The following is a 15697-nucleotide window of genomic DNA, read 5'->3' on the forward strand; positions in this document are numbered from 1 at the left end:
ACCGCGATGATGACGCCGAACCCGGCCGCGGTGGCGACGGCTCGGTGAATGGGCGTGTTGTACAGACTCATCAGCGGCACGCCGAAACTGCCCCCGCCGATCCCCATCAAAACCGACAGAAACCCGACCATCGGGGAAATCAGCAATCGCCGCAGCCCGCCGGGCATGGCATCGCCCAGCCGCCATTCGGATTTTCCCAGGCCCAGATAGGCCCCGATGCAGATGCCGAGAATGCCAAACAAGGCCTGCAGCGCCTCGGTCCGTAGGGCGGACGCGACCATGACGCCCAAGATGGCCCCCGCAGCGATCCCCGGCCCCCAGCCGCGCAGGATCTGCCAATCCACCGCGCCTTTCTTGTTGTGACTCAGAACCGAGCGGACAGAGGTCACGATGATCGTGGCCAGTGAGGTCGCCAGGCACATCTGCATCAGTTGCGGGCCGCCATAGCCCAATGTCTGGAACGTATAGAAGAACGCGGGCACCAGAACGATCCCTCCGCCCACGCCCAGCAGGCCCGCCAGCACCCCGGCCAGCGCTCCGATAACAAGCAACAGGCCCAGCATCTGGACCAGCAAAAAAGTCTCGGGCATCCGTCCCCCTTGGATTGCGGCCCTTCGGCCCTGTCAAATTGCCTGTGCCGCGACGGTGTCCGGAGCCACGCGGGCCAGCGCCTCCAAAACGACCTCGGGACCGGCATGGTCCCGGACCGCCCCTTCCGACAGGACCCGGCGCCACCCCCGTGCGCCCGGTCGGCCCGCGAACAGACCCAGCATGTGCCGGGTGATCTGGTGCAACCGCCCCCCCGCGGCAAGGTGTCGGTCGATATAGGGCAGCATCTTATGCACGACGTCCACCGGATCGGCGGCAGCCCCGGTGCCAAAGATCAATTGATCGGCCTCGGCCAGAATGTCGGTGGGTTGGTGATAGGCGGCCCGCCCGATCATCACCCCGTCCAGTCCGGCCTCCAGATGCGCGCGCGCCTCGGCCAGAGACGCGATCCCCCCGTTGATCGAGATGTGCATGTCGGGAAACGCGGCCTTCATCCGATGCACCAGGCCATAGTCCAGCGGCGGGATATCGCGGTTTTCCTTGGGGCTCAGCCCCTGCAGCCAAGCCTTGCGGGCGTGGATCGTGACGCGCTGGCATCCGGCGGCTCGAATCCTCTCCAGAAAGTCGGGCAGCACCTCCTCGGGGGTTTGCTCGTCCACTCCGATGCGGCATTTCACCGTCACCTCGACGCGCACGGCCGCGCGCAACGCCGCGACACAATCCGCCACGCGCGCCGGGTCCTTCATCAAGACCGCGCCGAAGGTGCCCGACTGCACCCGGTCGGACGGGCATCCGCAATTCAAATTGATCTCGTCATACCCCGCCTCAGCCGCCAACATGGCGGCCTGCGCCAGTTCCTCGGGGTCGGACCCGCCCAGTTGCAGGGCCACGGGGTGTTCTTCAGGGCTGAACTCCAGCAGGTGAAGCGCCCCACCTCGGACAAGAGCGGGCGCGGTCACCATCTCGGTATAGAGAAGCGCATTGGAACTCAGCAGTCTGTGCAGGTACCGGCAATGACGATCTGTCCAGTCCATCATCGGCGCCACGCTTAAACGCGCCGCTTTTTGTACGTTATTTTTCAAAGCGTTCGCTCCAAATTTCCGTCACCCGTATACAGCACGGCCACCCCAGATTTCTGGCGAATTCGGCGGTTTTCGATTCTGCGTTGCCATCGTGTAGCACACCCGAGCCGACAGGACACTGCCGCTTCTGGCGGATGTTCAGCAGTAAGCCGTATCGACCGCAAACGCCAAGTCTAAGGCAGCTGAAAGCGATCAGCCCGACAATGTCGCGGCAAAGATGATTGGTGTATTGAGATTGGTGCGGTCGAGAAGACTCGAACTTCCACGGGAGTTACCCCACAGCGACCTCAACGCTGCGCGTCTACCAATTCCGCCACGACCGCACTGCCAATGACTTGGTACGGCGGCGTATAGACGTTTGGCGAATGGATGTGAAGAGGCAAAAACAACCGCATTGGAAATCCCCTGTTTCGACCATATCTGTGCCATCTGGAAACCGACGACCAGCCCGACAGGAGCTTGACATGACTTCGCTCGACCCTCGCCCCACCGTACAGATCGACATCGTGTCGGACGTCGTGTGTCCCTGGTGCATCGTCGGATTTCTGCAACTCGATCAGGCCCTGACGCGCGAGGGCGTCCAGGCCCGGTTGCGCTGGCATCCGTTCGAGCTGAACCCGGCAATGGGACCCGAGGGCCAGAATCTGCGCGATCATATCATCGAAAAATACGGCACTACCGTCGCGCAAAGCCAACAGGCGCGCGCACAGCTGAAGGCGCTGGGGTCCGATCTGGGCTTTGCCTTCAATTTCACTGATGACAGTCGCATCGTGAACACCTTCGCCGCTCATCAGCTGTTGGACTGGGCCGAAGAGCAAGGGCGCCAGCACCCGCTTAAGCTGGCATTGTTCAGCGCATATTTCACCGATCAGAAGGATGTCTCGGACACCCAGGTTCTGGTGGATGCGGCCCGGTCCGTCGGGCTGGACGGCGATGCGGCCCGCGCAGCGCTGACCTCGGGCGCGCATGCGGGACCCGTCCGTCAGAAACAGCAATTCTGGACAAGCCGCGGCATCAGCGGCGTTCCCGCCATGGTCTTCGGCGGGAAATACCTGCTGACGGGCGCGCAAGGCCCGGACACCTACGCCCAGGTGCTGAGACGCTGCCTGTCCGAGGCCGCCTGACGCTTTCCCTTCGCCGGGAACCGGGGTAAGAGGCACGCATGGAATGGAAGATCACAGACGGGCTGACCGACTATGACGCCGCCGTCGACTTCATGGAGGCGCGCGTGGCCGAAATCGCCGCCGGACAGGCGGACGAGTGCATCTGGCTGCTGGAACACCCGCCGCTGTACACCGCCGGGACCTCGGCCAAGCCCGAAGACCTGACGGACCCCGACCGTTTTCCGGTCTATCCCAGCAAGCGCGGGGGCGAATACACCTATCACGGGCCCGGCCAGCGGGTGGTCTATGTCATGCTGGATGTCGGCAGACGTGGCCATGACGTACGCCGCTTCGTCAAGCAGCTGGAGGCTTGGGTGATCGCCGCTCTGGGTGAGTTCAATGTCCACGGAGAAATCCGCGAAGGCCGCGTCGGCGTTTGGGTGCCGCGCAAGGACAAGCCCCTGACCGCGTCGGGCAAACCGGCCGAGGACAAGATCGCCGCCATAGGGATCCGCCTGCGCAAATGGATCAGTTTCCACGGGATCTCGATCAATGTCGAACCGGACCTGGAGCATTTTTCGGGCATCGTACCCTGCGGCATCCGGGAATATGGCGTGACATCGCTTGTGGATCTGGGCCTGCCCGTGACGATGGCCGATGTTGATGTCGCCTTGCGCAAAACCTTCGACGAGGTTTTCGAAGCAGCACCCGCCGGGTGATTCTCGGCACCGGCATGCCGGATAGTGACACAGGGCAACAACAATGCCTTTGTCACGTGGCCGCTGTTTCGCAAAGCAGACGGCTTTTTCCCAAATGTGTCTAAAAATCAGGGTTAATTAACCCAAACACCACTTTCGGTTCACACAATGGCCTCAGTCTGAGGTATTATGAAGAGACCGTTCAAGAGTGAGTGGTATGTTAACCGGTGATCGCGGCCAGCCCGCGAAAATCGATCAAGTGTTTGGTTACGAGTCTGCCGTTCCGACCCCAAATCGGAACGGCAATTCTCGTTTCAGGCCCAACCTTCAATAATTCTCGTTTCAAGCCCTACCGTCAATCATGCCCGAACCGCGGCGGGGTCTCGCAACCCCGCCCGGTCCGTTCCATCTCGAGCGTCGTGTGGCCAATGGCAAATCGCTCCTGCAAGATTTGCCTTACCGAAACGCGGATGCGCTCGGCCGCGGGCCAGGCGTCGGCCGCGATGACCAGATGCGCGGTCAGGGCCGGCTCGCGCTCCTGCATGCTCCACAGATGGACATGGTGCACGCCGTCGACGCCCTCGGCCTCCTCGATGGCGGCGGCGACCTGTTCGGGGTCCAGCCCGGGCGGCGCGCCCAGCATCAGAACGCGGATCGCCCCGGTGATTTCCGCCTTGACGTGCCACAGGATGTAGAACGCGATCAGGATCGTCACGGCCGGGTCGACCCAGGTCCAGCCGAACAGGATCACGGCGCTGCCGGCCAGGATCACCGCCACCGACCCCAGGGCATCGGCAAGGTTGTGCAGGAAGGCCGCCCGGATGTTCATGCTGGTCTTGGCCATCGAAAAGGTCAAAAGCGCGGTGACCGCATCGACGATCAAGGCCAGCACCGCGATCCAGACCACGATCCAGCCGTCGATGGGCTCGGGCTGAACGATACGCATCACGCCTTCGTACATCAGGTAGATCGCCAGCACGACCAGCGTGGTATAGTTGACCAGAGCTGCCACCACCTCGGCCCGACCATAGCCGAAACTCATGCGGGGGTCTGACGGGCGGCGCGCGATCCTGCGGGCGAAGAACGCAATGATCAGTGCGACCGCGTCCGAGAAATTGTGCAGCGCGTCGGCGATCAACGCCAGCGACCCGGACAGAATGCCGCCGACGATCTGAGCCAGCGTGAGGGCTAGGTTGACGGCGATGGCCCAGGCCACCCGCGCATCCCCCGTGCTTGGGTCGATCTGGTGGTGATGATGCCCGTGGTCGTGTTTATGCGCCATGGAAATCGGTCCTTGTCTGGGTCATGACCAACACCTAATTCCTCTAGTGACTAGAGGTTCAAGGGGGGGGGCCGAAAATGTACACGATCGGAGAACTGTCGCGCCGCACGGGCGTCAAGGTGCCCACCATCCGGTTCTACGAAGACAAGGGCCTGCTGCCGCAACCGGAACGCACAGCGGGCAATCAGCGGCGCTATGACGAGGCGGCGCTGGACCGCCTGCGCTTCATCCGCCACACGCGCGACCTTGGACTGCCACTGGCCGATGTCGAGGCGCTGCTGTCGCTCGAGGGCGCGCAGGGCGACGACCTTAACCGGGCGCACGAGATCGCACGGCGGCAGTTGCATGATCTGCGGGAACGCATCGGCAAGTTGCAAAGGCTCGAGTCCGAACTGGCCCGGATCGCCACTGCCTGTGACGGGCAGCACGATCATGTCTGCGCGGTTCTGAACGCCTTTGGCGCCCATGACGATTGTTCAGGGCCGCACTGAGCGCCGGATCAGTCCAGCGCCGCCCGGATCCGCTCGGCATGCGCGGCGATTTCGTCCAAATCGCCCATCTTGCCCGGCGGCCGCATGGGCAGGCCTTCACGGCGCGGAAGAACATGGAAATGCAGGTGAAACACCTCTTGCCCGCCTGCGGTCTCGTTGAATTGCTGGACGGTCACACCGTCGGCGTCAAAGGCTTTCATGACGGCGCGCGCCAGTTTCTGCACGGTGGCCATGACTGCGGCCAATTGCGCGGGGCTGGCGTCAAGGATGTTGCGGCAGGGGGTCTTGGGGATCACCAGCAGATGCCCGTCGGCGCGCGGCATGATATCCATGAATGCCAGCGTTTCATCATCTTCGTACACACGGGTTGAGGGGATCTCGCCCCGCAGGATCTTGGCAAAGATGTTTTCGGGATCATAAGTGGACATGACAGGTCTCCGGCAATGGGGCTGCGTGTTGTTCTGCGGCCAAGCCCGCGGCGGGTCAAGGCGCGATTCCGCCCTCGGGCAGCCCCAGCCCTTGCAATTCACCCGATCATCCCCAGCTACCGCTTGGTCAGGGCCAAATTCGTGTGGGTGGCCTCTTGCCCCGCGACAATTATTCTTGATCCAGATCAAACTCGGCCATTGAAGGCCGCCCCCTTGCATTCTAAAACCAGCAGGAATCCCGCGCGCCGGAGAGGTCCGGCTGCGCGGTCTATTTGCAACAGGAGGCACCTAAATGGCAGACGCAGCCATTCATGGTCACGATCATGAAGACCAGCGCGGGTTCTTTACCCGGTGGTTCATGTCGACCAACCACAAGGATATCGGGATCCTTTACCTGATCTTCTCGGCCTTTGCCGGGTTCATCTCGGTCGCGATGACCATCTACATGCGGCTAGAACTGATGCATCCGGGCGTTCAGTACATGTGCCTGGAAGGCTTCATGGCCGATCCCTGCACCCCGAACGGACACCTTTGGAACGTGATGATCACCTATCACGGTGTTCTGATGATGTTCTTCGTGGTCATCCCCGCGCTGTTCGGCGGTTTCGGCAACTATTTCATGCCGTTGCAGATCGGTGCGCCGGACATGGCCTTCCCGCGGATGAACAACCTGTCCTTCTGGCTGTATGTCGCCGGCACCTCGCTGGGCATCGCTTCGCTGCTGGCCCCCGGAGGCAACGACCAAGCCGGCTCGGGCGTGGGCTGGGTTCTGTACCCGCCGTTGTCGACGACCGAAGGCGGCATGTCCATGGACCTGGCGATCTTTGCCGTGCACGTATCGGGCGCCTCCTCGATCCTCGGCGCGATCAACATGATCACCACCTTCCTGAACATGCGTGCCCCGGGCATGACCCTGTTCAAGGTGCCGCTGTTCAGCTGGTCGATCTTCGTCACCTCGTGGCTGATTCTGCTGTCGCTGCCGGTTCTGGCGGGCGCGATCACCATGCTGCTGATGGACCGCAACTTCGGCTTCACCTTCTTTGACCCGGCCGGTGGCGGTGACCCCGTTCTGTATCAGCACATCCTGTGGTTCTTCGGTCACCCCGAAGTGTACATCGTGATCCTGCCCGGCTTCGGCATCATCAGCCACGTGATCGCCACCTTCTCGCGCAAGCCGATCTTCGGCTATCTGCCGATGGTCTGGGCGATCATCGCAATCGGCGTGCTGGGCTTCGTCGTGTGGGCACACCACATGTACACCGTCGGCATGTCGCTGCGTCAGCAGGCCTACTTCATGCTGGCCACGATGGTCATTGCGGTTCCGACGGGCGTGAAGGTGTTCTCGTGGATCGCCACCATGTGGGGCGGCTCGATCGAGTTCAAGACGCCGATGCTGTTCGCCTTCGGCTTCCTGTTCCTGTTCACCGTCGGCGGTGTGACCGGTGTGGTTCTGTCGCAGGCCGGTATCGACCGCGCCTATCACGACACCTACTATGTCGTCGCGCACTTCCACTACGTGATGAGCTTGGGCGCAGTCTTTGCCATCTTTGCAGGCGTGTACTTCTACTTCTCGAAGATGACGGGCCGTCAGTACTCGGAGTTCTGGGGCAAGGTGCACTTCTGGATGTTCTTCATCGGTGCAAACCTGACCTTCTTCCCGCAGCACTTCCTGGGCCGTCAGGGCATGCCGCGCCGTTACATCGACTACCCAGAGGCATTCGCCCAGTGGAACTTCGTCTCGTCGATCGGTGCGTTCATCTCGTTCGCTTCGTTCCTGCTGTTCTTCGGCATCGTGTTCTACGCCCTGTTCCGTGGTGCCAAGGAAACGCGCCCGAACCCGTGGAACGAATACGCGGACACGCTGGAATGGACCCTGCCCTCGCCGCCGCCCGAGCATACGTTCGAGCAGCTGCCCAAGCAGGAAGACTGGGACAAGAGCCACGCGCACTGACCCCGGTGTCAAAATGACAGAACCCCGCCCTTTCGGCGGGGTTTTTCTTTGCCCCCACGGCCGCCATCGCCAGATTGGTAAAAATCGGGTAATCTGGTCCCTGCCCGACAACTGCGGCAACCTCGGGGGATGCCATGGCCGATATTGATTTTTGGTACTCGATCGGCAGCACCTACAGCTTCCTGACCATCATGCGCTTGGACGCGTGTTGCGAGGAAAACGGCGCGACGGTCAAATGGCGCCCGTTCAACGTGCGGGCCGTGATGTCCGAACAGCGAAACATTCCCTTTGCGGGCAAACCCGTGAAATCGGCCTATATGTGGCGCGATATCCAGCGCAGGGCGTCCAAGTACCACATCCATGCGCGCCTGCCCGCGCCCTATCCAATCTCGGATCTGGAGCTGGCCAATCAGGTCGCGCTGCTGGGCATGTCCGAAGGCTGGGGCAAGGGCTTTACCCAGGCGCTGTACCGGATCTGGTTCGAAGAGGGGGTCGAGGCCGGGAGCGAGCAGGCCATCTCCGAGGCCCTTTTCCGCTGTCAGCAGGACCCGTTGCCGGTACTGGCCCGCGCCCGCACCCCGCAGACCGAGGCCGCGCTGCAGGCCGAAACCGACACCGCCATCCGCCTGGGCATTTTCGGCGCCCCAAGCTTTGTCGTGGGTGGCGAAGTGTTCTGGGGCGATGACCGGCTGGAAGACGCGCTCTCGTGGGCGCGGGTCGGGCATGTCTTGTGAAATTGCCATCGACAACACGGGCACGGCCGCTATTTTTTGTCGTGATGCCGTATCACTGGGAAGACACATCAGATGCCGAGCAGCGCCTGCGCCTGTGGCCGCACAACTCGTTGCCGCCGCGCGGTGCGATGGCCGTCGTTCTGGCGGTCTTTCTGTTTGGACTGATCCCCCTGCTGGCGGTTCTGGGATCGGTCCTTCTGTGGGGGCTTCTGCCGTTTCTGCTGCTGACCGTGGCCGGGCTGTGGCTGGCGTTCGAGGCCAATTACCGCGCCCGCAGCGTCCACGAGGTTCTGACCCTGTCCGGCACCCAGGCCCATCTGGTGCGCCATGCCCCACGAGCCCCTCGGCAGGAATGGCAGTGCAACCGATACTGGGCCCGCCCCGAGATCCACCCGACCGGCGGGCCGGTGCCAAATTATGTCACTCTGTCGGGCGAAGGCCGCGTCGTCGAAATCGGTGCCTTCCTGTCCGAGGAAGAGCGCGTTTCCCTCTACGACGACCTGGTGAAACGCTTGCGCGATCCGGCGGTCGGCTGAGACAGCCTCAGCCGCCGTTCGAAACGCTGCACAGGTGGTCTTTGACCAACGGCCCGACCTTGCCGAAATCCATCCGGCCGGCATAGCGCGATTTCAGAGCGCCCATCACCTTTCCCATGTCGCGGATCGAACCGGCTCCGGTCGCGCTGATCGCCGCCTCGATCGCGGCGGCGACTTCGTCGTCATCCAGTTGCTTGGGCAGGAATTCCTCGATCACCTCGACCTCGCGCAGTTCGCGTTCAGCCAGGTCGAGGCGGCCGCCCTCCTCGTAGGCGCGGGCGCTCTCCTTGCGTTGCTTGCTCATTTTCCCAAGTATCTCAAGTACATCCGCATCGCCGCAGCCGTTGGCCTCTTCGTTGCCCTCGGCGCGCTTGGCAATGTCGCGGTCCTTGATGGCGGCATTGATCAGCCGCAGGGTCGACAGGCGCTCGGTGTCCTTGTCTTTCATTGCTTGCTTCAGGGCGGTGGTGATCCGCGTTCGCATATCCATCTGCTCAATTCATCCCCATGGCAACGGAACCCCGAACATATCCAAACAGTTTTCATGACACAACACCCTTGGACTTTTGTTAAGCCTTTGAAAAACAACAAAAGCCCGAAAATTGAACAGGGTTGACCCGAGGCACCAACCCCCTTAGTTATGCGCCGATTTACCCAAAAGGAGAGTCGCGCCATGGCCCACAACGCCACGTCCAAGCCCACCGCATGTCTGGCACTGGCCGACGGAACGCTCTTCTTCGGCACCGGTTTCGGCGCCACGGGCCAGACCGTGGCCGAGCTGTGTTTCAACACCGCGATGACCGGCTATCAGGAGATCATGACCGACCCGTCCTATGCCGGTCAGATCGTGACGTTCACCTTCCCGCATATCGGCAATGTCGGCGTCAATCCCGAGGATGACGAAACCGCCGATCCGGTGGCGGCAGGCATGGTCGTGAAATGGGACCCGACCGAGCCGTCGAACTGGCGCTCGTCCGAGCGGCTGACCGACTGGCTGGCCCGGCGCGGCCGGATCGCCATCGGTGGGGTCGATACCCGCCGGCTGACCCGCGCGATCCGTCAGCAGGGCGCCCCGCATGTGGCCCTGGCCCACGTCCCCGACGGCAATTTTGACATCGAGTCGCTGATCGCCGCGGCGCGTGGTTTTGCCGGGCTGGAAGGGATGGATCTGGCCAAGGAGGTGACCTGCGCCCAGAGCTACCGCTGGGACGAGATGCGCTGGGCCTGGCCCGACGGCTATCAGCGGCAACAGGCACCCCTGCACAAGGTCGTCGCCCTGGATTACGGCGCCAAACGGAACATCCTGCGCTGTCTGGCCTCGGCCGGGTGCGACGTGACCGTGCTGCCCGCAACCGCCACCGCGGCAGAAGTTCTGGCCCATGACCCCGACGGCGTGTTCCTGTCCAACGGTCCGGGCGATCCGGCCGCCACCGGGGAATACGCTGTGCCGATGATCCGCGAAATTCTCGACACCACCGACCTTCCGGTCTTCGGGATCTGCCTTGGCCACCAGATGTTGGCGCTGGCGCTGGGCGGCCGAACGGTCAAAATGAACCACGGCCACCATGGCGCGAACCACCCGGTCAAGGATCTGGAAACCGGCAAGGTCGAGATCACGTCGATGAACCACGGGTTCGCCGTGGACGCGCAATCGCTGCCCGAAGGCGTGATCGAAACCCACCGCTCCCTGTTTGACGGTTCGAACTGCGGCATCCGCATGACCGACCGTTCTGTCTATTCGGTTCAGTACCATCCCGAGGCGTCCCCCGGCCCGCAGGACAGTTTCTACCTGTTCGAACGGTTCGCGCAGGCCATGGCGGACAGAAAAGCCCACGCTTAAACCACGTTGGCTGCGATATGCGCAGCCGTTAACCTGGGATTAACCTTGATTGAGCAACTCTGCCCGAGTGACTTCGGGCAGGGTATCAATATGGTTGAGTTGAGTTTTTCGGATCAAGGTCCCGCGACAGCAGTGGCCGGATCGGAGATTTGGAAGCCCCTTGGCGCCTGTTTGGTCGATGCGGGAACGATTACGCCCCAACAACTGGACGCGGCGCTGCAATCGCAAAAGCGACAGAAGGCACCGTTGGGCGAGATTCTCGTCAGCGAAAACTGGGCCACGCGCAAAGATGTTCTGTGCGCTTTGCGGCATCAACGCCGGTTGCAATTCGCCGATCTCGAGACCTCCCCTCCGCCTGCCGAACTATGCGCCCTGCGCCCGGTGCAATTCTGGATCGAACACAACGTCGTTCCGTGGATGCGGGTCGGGCCGATCCTTATGGTGGCCACCGCCCGCCCCGATCGGTTCGACGTGGTGGCCGATCGCCTGCGCGACTGCGCGCAGACGGTCCTGCCGGTCTTGGCCCAAGCGGACCAGATCGACAATGCGATCGCAGACCGGTACAAGACGCAGCTGGCCCAGGCTGCAGAAACCCGCGCCCCACTGAGCCAGAGTTGCCGTGGGTGGAATCTCGGTTCGCGGTTCAAGCCGGCTGTTGCGTTTCTGATGGCCGTCGCCGGGCTTGCCGCCATCCCGCAGCTTGGTCTTTCGCTGCTGTTCTGGGCCGCGGTCGGCACGTTGACATTGTTTCTGGTCCTGCGTCTGGCTGGCGTGGCGGCCTATTTCGCTCCGCGAAGAACACGCCAGACCGAATTGATGGAATCGCCTGCCCGGCTTCCCAGCGTTTCGATCATGGTTCCATTGTACAAGGAACGGGAAATCGCTGGCGCTCTGGTCCAGCGTCTGCAACGTCTGACATACCCCAAGGCGCTGCTGGATGTCGTCCTCGTGCTGGAGGAGAAGGATGGCGTCACACGGGCGGCGCTGGAAAGAGCCGATCTGCCAAGCTGGATGCGCACGATCGAGGTACCGGCCCTGGGCGATTTGACCACCAAGCCCCGCGCCATGAACTATGCGCTGGATTTCTGCCGGGGCGAGATCGTGGGCGTTTGGGATGCCGAAGACGCCCCCGTGCCGGACCAGCTCGAGACCGTCGCTCGCCATTTCGCAAAGGCGCCCGAAGACGTGGTCTGCCTGCAGGGGGCACTGGATTTCTACAACCCGCGAACCAACTGGCGCGCCCGTTGCTTCACCATCGAATACAGCGGCTGGTTCCGAGTGATCCTGCCGGGAATCGCCCGGCTGGGGCTGGTCGTGCCGCTGGGAGGAACGACATTCTTCTTCCGCCGCGACAAGCTGATCGAGCTTGGCGGCTGGGACGCACACAACGTCACCGAGGACGCGGATCTGGGCCTGCGCCTGACCCGCGCTGGCTATCGCACCCAGATCGTGGACACCACGACCTATGAAGAAGCGAATTTCCGCGCCTGGCCTTGGATCAAGCAGCGGTCACGCTGGCTCAAAGGCTTCATGGTCACCTACCTGGTGCATATGCGGTCTCCGACGCGGCTGCTGCGCGACCTTGGGGCGTGGCGGTTTTTCGGGGTTCAGGCCTTCTTTCTGGGCACGGTCGGGCAATTTCTGCTTGCCCCGGTGCTCTGGGCCTTCTGGCTGGCCTCGGTCGGGTGGCCGCATCCTTTCCAGGGCGTCATAGCGCCGGAAATCCTGCGCGGTTGCGTCTATCTGTTCCTGACCGCCGAAGCCGCGAACATCATCGTGGGCACACTGGGCGTGCTCTCGGGCGGCCGTCGGTTCCTGATCCCATGGGTGCCCACCATGGCGCTGTATTATCCGCTGGGCGTGATAGCCGCCTACAAGGCATTGTGGGAACTGGCGGCCAACCCGTTCTTCTGGGACAAGACCCAGCATGGCCAGGCAGCCGAAGAAAACCTGCCCAAGCCTACTTTTCGCGCCGGATTGCGTCCTGTTTCAGACGGGTCATGAACGCGACCGAGATATGCTCTTTCAGCGCCCGGTCCGCGGCCTCCTCGTCGCGGGCCGCGATGGCGTCAACGATCGCCTTGTGCTCGTTCTGGGCGATCTCGCCCCGACCTTGCGCTGCCAGCGACGTGGTGGCCATAAGCGCCATCGTGCGGTGCACAAGATCCAGTTGCTGCACGAGATAGCGGTTGTGCGACGCCAGGTGGATCTGTTCGTGGAACCGTCGATTGGCGCGCGACAGGGCGACCGGGTCACCCACAAGTGCATCGTCGGCCGCGACCATGTCCTGCAATACCTTGATTTCTTCCTCGGTCGCATGCCGCGCGGCCAGCCGGGCCGCCAGCCCCTCCAATTCACGCCGGACGACATAAAGCTCGGCCATCTGGTTGTGGTCCAGCGAGGCCACGATCAGCGACCGCCCGTCACGTTCAAGCAGCGACTGCGTCTCAAGCCGCTGTAGCGCCTCGCGGATCGGGGTGCGCGACACGCCGAACCGCTCGGCCAGTTCACTTTCCACCAGCCGGTCACCGGGTTTGTACACCCCTACGTCGATCGCTTCGAGGATCAGGCTGTATGCATCGGTCTGGGGCTGTCGGGACTGGTTCATTGGGTCAGGTCTCTCCTCGTTCGGACCTGTCTATCCGGGCCATGGGTCTGCAATCAAGTGCGCCATTGAAAACCCGGTGGCCACGGCCTAAACCCAACCCCATGGTCAAGCCTGCGTTTTCGCATGTCACTCAGTGGGTGTTCGATCTGGACAATACCCTGTATCCGCCGCACATGCGCCTGTTCGATCAGATCGAGGTGCTTATGACGGAATACGTGGTCGAAGCCCTGCGCGTCGACCGGGCCGAGGCCGACCGACTGCGTCAACATTATTGGCGTGAACACGGCACCACGCTGGCCGGGCTGATGGCCGAACATGATCTGGACCCCGAGCCCTATCTGCACGCGGTTCATCAGGTCGACCTGAGCCACATGGAGCCCGACCCTGCGCTGGCCGCGCATATCCGGGCCCTGCCCGGGCGGCGCATCGTCTACACCAACGGCAGCGCGCCCTACGCCGAGCGGGTTCTGGCCTCACGCGGGTTAAATGGGCTGTTCGACGCGATCTATGGGGTCGAACATGCGGGGTATCGCCCCAAACCCGACAAGGCCGCGTTTGAAACGGTCTTTGCCCGCGACGGCATCCACCCCGACCGCGCCGCCATGTTCGAGGACGAGCCGCGCAACCTGAAGGTCCCGCACGACATGGGCATGCGTACGGTGCATGTTGCGCCCGATCCTCATGACGCGGATCACATCCACCACCACACGGATGACCTGACCGCCTTTCTCGCGCGCCTGATCTGAACCACCCGAGACTGCGACGAAATGCGCCTGCGCGCAGCCCGAAACTGCGACGATCCGCGCATTCTGCAGATGCAAAGTCGTTCCTACATCAGGCTCAGCGACGAACAGAACTGGAGACCCCGATGACCGCAATCGAGATGCCCGGCCGCCTGCCCTTTTGGCAGCGCCTGCTTTTTGCAATTCCCCTGTTTGGCTGGCTGGCCCGCGATGCGGCCAATGGAAAGCCCGAGGATCTGGGCTATACCGTTGCGGCGCTGGTCAGCATGTGGGGCTGTTCCGCCCTGTTGTTCGGCCTGCCGGGCCTGTATCTGCCGGCCTTGGCGATGGTGCCGGTGATGTTCGTGATTCTGGTCCTGATTTCACGCGGCTAGACCACGGGACAGGATGTCACTTGGCGCAGGCCCCAGAACCGCACTAGGGTCCGCAGGCAACGGAGAGTGACGCGATGACCGACAGTTGTGACATCCTGATTTCCGGCGGCGGCATCGCCGGGCTGACCGCGGCGGCCGTATTCGGCGCCGCAGGGTTCGACGTGATCTGCGTGGACCCGACCCCACCCGTCACCGACCGAGACGCCGACGGGTCCGACCTACGCACCACCGCGTTTCTGCAGCCGGCGCACGGCCTGCTGCAGCACTGCGGATTGTGGGACCGGCTGGAACCTTACGCCGCGCCGTTGCAGATCATGCGCATCGTGGACGCGGGCGGCGACATCCCCGAGCCGCGCGTGGTGCGCGATTTCAACGCCGCCGATATCTCGGATCAACCCTTTGGCTGGAACCTGCCCAACTGGCTGCTACGGCGCGAGATGGTGGCCCGGCTGCACGAACTGCCGAATGTCGATTTCCGCCCCGGCACCGGCACCGTCTGCCTGTTCACCCGCACCGCCGAGGCGCGTGTGGGTCTGTCCGACGGCACGCGCATCCGCACCAAGCTGGTGATCGCCGCCGACGGCCGCAACTCGCCGATGCGAGAGGCTGCGGGGATCAAGGTCCACACCACGCGATACGGGCAAAAGGCATTGGCCTTTGCGGTGACCCATCCGATCGCCCATGAAAACGTCTCGACCGAGATCCACCGGTCCGGCGGGCCGTTCACCCTGGTCCCCCTGCCTGACTGGCAGGGCCGGCCCTCGTCGGCGATCGTGTGGATGGAGCGCGGCCCACGCGCGGTCGAACTGCTAAACCTGCCCGAGGCCGAGTTCGAAGCCGCGATGACCGAGCGGTCCTGCGGCCTTTTTGGGCCGCTGAAACTGGCCTCACGCCGGACGATCTGGCCGATCATCAGCCAATCGGCCGAGCGCCTGTCGGCCCAGCGCGTGGCGCTGATGGCCGAGGCCGCCCATGTGGTGCCCCCGATCGGCGCGCAGGGGCTGAACATGTCACTGGGAGATCTGCGCAGCCTGCTGGACTTGGCCAAGGCCCGGCCCGAGGGTCTGGGAGATGCCCAAATGCTCGACGCCTATCACAAGGCCCGTCATTCCGAGATCGAGCTGCGAGTCAAGGGGATCGACCTGCTGAACCGCGCCTCGATGGTCGAGGCACGGCCGTTGCGCGATGCGCGCGCCGCAGGGCTCAACGCGCTTTATTCGATGCCGGTGGTGCGCAAGACGCTGATGCAGATGGGCCTCGGCGTGCGCTGAGGCCCGT

The 15697-nt window shown here is 63.1% G+C and carries 17 protein-coding genes and 1 tRNA gene; 11 read left to right on the forward strand and 7 right to left on the reverse strand.

The annotated features are described in order from the left end of the window. From AC2FM3_RS12245 to AC2FM3_RS12255, 3 genes are all read right to left on the reverse strand, one after another. The coding region (locus AC2FM3_RS12245; RefSeq protein WP_496682144.1) for a sulfite exporter TauE/SafE family protein at window positions 1-590 on the reverse strand (590 nt) is incomplete at its 3' end. 33 nt (window positions 591-623) lie between these two features. Further along, window positions 624-1631 carry a tRNA dihydrouridine(20/20a) synthase DusA gene (dusA, locus tag AC2FM3_RS12250; RefSeq protein ID WP_496682146.1) on the reverse strand — a complete coding sequence of 336 codons (1008 nt, stop codon included), beginning with the start codon at window positions 1629-1631 and terminating at the stop codon, window positions 624-626. 236 nt (window positions 1632-1867) lie between these two features. Further along, window positions 1868-1954 (reverse strand) — tRNA-Leu (locus AC2FM3_RS12255). A gap of 141 nt (window positions 1955-2095) precedes the next feature. On the opposite strand from AC2FM3_RS12255, the gene AC2FM3_RS12260 reads away from it, so the two are divergent. Together AC2FM3_RS12260 and lipB are read left to right on the forward strand one after the other, a co-directional pair. Then, window positions 2096-2755 (forward strand): DsbA family oxidoreductase, encoded by a 660-nt coding sequence (locus tag AC2FM3_RS12260; protein WP_496682148.1) that lies wholly within the window; start codon window positions 2096-2098, stop codon window positions 2753-2755. Window positions 2756-2793: 38 nt separating this feature from the next. Then, complete coding sequence (gene lipB / locus AC2FM3_RS12265) at window positions 2794-3453, forward strand: lipoyl(octanoyl) transferase LipB (protein ID WP_496682149.1); 660 nt, start codon at window positions 2794-2796, stop codon at window positions 3451-3453. Window positions 3454-3787: 334 nt separating this feature from the next. On the opposite strand, the gene AC2FM3_RS12270 is transcribed toward lipB, so the two are convergent. After that, the gene (locus AC2FM3_RS12270) at window positions 3788-4714 is read right to left on the reverse strand and encodes a cation diffusion facilitator family transporter (RefSeq protein WP_496682152.1); all 927 of its coding nucleotides are present in this window, start codon (window positions 4712-4714) and stop codon (window positions 3788-3790) included. 77 nt (window positions 4715-4791) lie between these two features. On the opposite strand from AC2FM3_RS12270, the gene AC2FM3_RS12275 reads away from it, so the two are divergent. Then, the gene (locus AC2FM3_RS12275; protein WP_496682155.1) at window positions 4792-5205 is read left to right on the forward strand and encodes a MerR family transcriptional regulator; all 414 of its coding nucleotides are present in this window, start codon (window positions 4792-4794) and stop codon (window positions 5203-5205) included. Between the two features lie 8 nt (window positions 5206-5213). Here AC2FM3_RS12275 and AC2FM3_RS12280 read toward each other — a convergent pair whose 3' ends face one another. Next, window positions 5214-5633 carry an HIT family protein gene (locus tag AC2FM3_RS12280; RefSeq protein WP_496682157.1) on the reverse strand — a complete coding sequence of 140 codons (420 nt, stop codon included), beginning with the start codon at window positions 5631-5633 and terminating at the stop codon, window positions 5214-5216. A 292-nt stretch (window positions 5634-5925) separates the two neighbouring features. On the opposite strand from AC2FM3_RS12280, the gene ctaD reads away from it, so the two are divergent. The 3 genes from ctaD (at window position 5926) to AC2FM3_RS12295 (ending at window position 8854) form a co-directional block, all read left to right on the forward strand. Continuing rightward, a complete protein-coding gene (ctaD, locus tag AC2FM3_RS12285) occupies window positions 5926-7584 on the forward strand; it encodes a cytochrome c oxidase subunit I (RefSeq protein ID WP_496682160.1) in 1659 nt (552 codons plus the stop codon). A gap of 134 nt (window positions 7585-7718) precedes the next feature. Continuing rightward, complete coding sequence (locus AC2FM3_RS12290; RefSeq protein ID WP_496682163.1) at window positions 7719-8318, forward strand: 2-hydroxychromene-2-carboxylate isomerase; 600 nt, start codon at window positions 7719-7721, stop codon at window positions 8316-8318. Window positions 8319-8362: 44 nt separating this feature from the next. After that, window positions 8363-8854 (forward strand): DUF2244 domain-containing protein, encoded by a 492-nt coding sequence (locus tag AC2FM3_RS12295; protein ID WP_496682165.1) that lies wholly within the window; start codon window positions 8363-8365, stop codon window positions 8852-8854. 7 nt (window positions 8855-8861) lie between these two features. Here the strand turns inward: AC2FM3_RS12295 and AC2FM3_RS12300 are convergent, their stop codons facing one another. Beyond that, window positions 8862-9344, reverse strand: a complete 483-nt coding sequence (locus tag AC2FM3_RS12300) for a GatB/YqeY domain-containing protein (protein ID WP_496682166.1) — start codon at window positions 9342-9344, stop codon at window positions 8862-8864. 183 nt (window positions 9345-9527) lie between these two features. Here AC2FM3_RS12300 and carA point away from each other — a divergent pair, with 183 nt between their 5' ends. Next, entirely contained in the window at window positions 9528-10694 is a 1167-nt protein-coding gene (carA, locus tag AC2FM3_RS12305; RefSeq protein ID WP_496682167.1) for a glutamine-hydrolyzing carbamoyl-phosphate synthase small subunit, read from the forward strand. A 90-nt stretch (window positions 10695-10784) separates the two neighbouring features. Further along, on the forward strand, window positions 10785-12698 hold the full coding sequence (locus AC2FM3_RS12310) for a glycosyltransferase family 2 protein (RefSeq protein ID WP_496682170.1): 1914 nt from the start codon (window positions 10785-10787) through the stop codon (window positions 12696-12698). Here AC2FM3_RS12310 and AC2FM3_RS12315 read toward each other — a convergent pair. Beyond that, a complete protein-coding gene (locus AC2FM3_RS12315) occupies window positions 12655-13302 on the reverse strand; it encodes a GntR family transcriptional regulator (protein ID WP_496682172.1) in 648 nt (215 codons plus the stop codon). The genes AC2FM3_RS12310 and AC2FM3_RS12315 overlap by 44 nt on opposite strands. A 101-nt stretch (window positions 13303-13403) precedes the next feature. Between AC2FM3_RS12315 and AC2FM3_RS12320 the strand changes: the two genes are divergently transcribed. The 3 genes from AC2FM3_RS12320 to AC2FM3_RS12330 all read left to right on the forward strand — a co-directional run bounded on the left by AC2FM3_RS12320 (window position 13404) and on the right by AC2FM3_RS12330 (window position 15690). Next, window positions 13404-14048 carry a pyrimidine 5'-nucleotidase gene (locus AC2FM3_RS12320; RefSeq protein ID WP_496682174.1) on the forward strand — a complete coding sequence of 215 codons (645 nt, stop codon included), beginning with the start codon at window positions 13404-13406 and terminating at the stop codon, window positions 14046-14048. Between the two features lie 122 nt (window positions 14049-14170). Continuing rightward, window positions 14171-14419 (forward strand): hypothetical protein, encoded by a 249-nt coding sequence (locus AC2FM3_RS12325; RefSeq protein ID WP_496682177.1) that lies wholly within the window; start codon window positions 14171-14173, stop codon window positions 14417-14419. A 74-nt stretch (window positions 14420-14493) separates the two neighbouring features. Next, window positions 14494-15690: a UbiH/UbiF family hydroxylase gene (locus AC2FM3_RS12330; protein WP_496682180.1), complete on the forward strand. Its 1197-nt coding sequence runs from the start codon at window positions 14494-14496 to the stop codon at window positions 15688-15690. Window positions 15691-15697 lie beyond the last annotated feature (7 nt).

It is taken from the genome of Ruegeria sp. BHSB172, from assembly GCF_059613165.1.

Excerpts from the sequence above, each read along its gene's own strand:
- AC2FM3_RS12260 (WP_496682148.1), top strand. The coding sequence starts at position 2,096 with ATGACTTCGCTCGACCCTCGCCCCACCGTACAGATCGACATCGTGTCG.
- lipB (WP_496682149.1), top strand. The coding sequence starts at position 2,794 with ATGGAATGGAAGATCACAGACGGGCTGACCGACTATGACGCCGCCGTC.
- AC2FM3_RS12270 (WP_496682152.1), bottom strand. The coding sequence starts at position 4,714 with ATGGCGCATAAACACGACCACGGGCATCATCACCACCAGATCGACCCA.
- AC2FM3_RS12275 (WP_496682155.1), top strand. The coding sequence starts at position 4,792 with ATGTACACGATCGGAGAACTGTCGCGCCGCACGGGCGTCAAGGTGCCC.
- AC2FM3_RS12280 (WP_496682157.1), bottom strand. The coding sequence starts at position 5,633 with ATGTCCACTTATGATCCCGAAAACATCTTTGCCAAGATCCTGCGGGGC.
- ctaD (WP_496682160.1), top strand. The coding sequence starts at position 5,926 with ATGGCAGACGCAGCCATTCATGGTCACGATCATGAAGACCAGCGCGGG.
- AC2FM3_RS12290 (WP_496682163.1), top strand. The coding sequence starts at position 7,719 with ATGGCCGATATTGATTTTTGGTACTCGATCGGCAGCACCTACAGCTTC.
- AC2FM3_RS12295 (WP_496682165.1), top strand. The coding sequence starts at position 8,363 with ATGCCGTATCACTGGGAAGACACATCAGATGCCGAGCAGCGCCTGCGC.
- AC2FM3_RS12300 (WP_496682166.1), bottom strand. The coding sequence starts at position 9,344 with ATGGATATGCGAACGCGGATCACCACCGCCCTGAAGCAAGCAATGAAA.
- carA (WP_496682167.1), top strand. The coding sequence starts at position 9,528 with ATGGCCCACAACGCCACGTCCAAGCCCACCGCATGTCTGGCACTGGCC.
- AC2FM3_RS12310 (WP_496682170.1), top strand. The coding sequence starts at position 10,785 with ATGGTTGAGTTGAGTTTTTCGGATCAAGGTCCCGCGACAGCAGTGGCC.
- AC2FM3_RS12315 (WP_496682172.1), bottom strand. The coding sequence starts at position 13,302 with ATGAACCAGTCCCGACAGCCCCAGACCGATGCATACAGCCTGATCCTC.
- AC2FM3_RS12320 (WP_496682174.1), top strand. The coding sequence starts at position 13,404 with ATGGTCAAGCCTGCGTTTTCGCATGTCACTCAGTGGGTGTTCGATCTG.
- AC2FM3_RS12325 (WP_496682177.1), top strand. The coding sequence starts at position 14,171 with ATGACCGCAATCGAGATGCCCGGCCGCCTGCCCTTTTGGCAGCGCCTG.
- AC2FM3_RS12330 (WP_496682180.1), top strand. The coding sequence starts at position 14,494 with ATGACCGACAGTTGTGACATCCTGATTTCCGGCGGCGGCATCGCCGGG.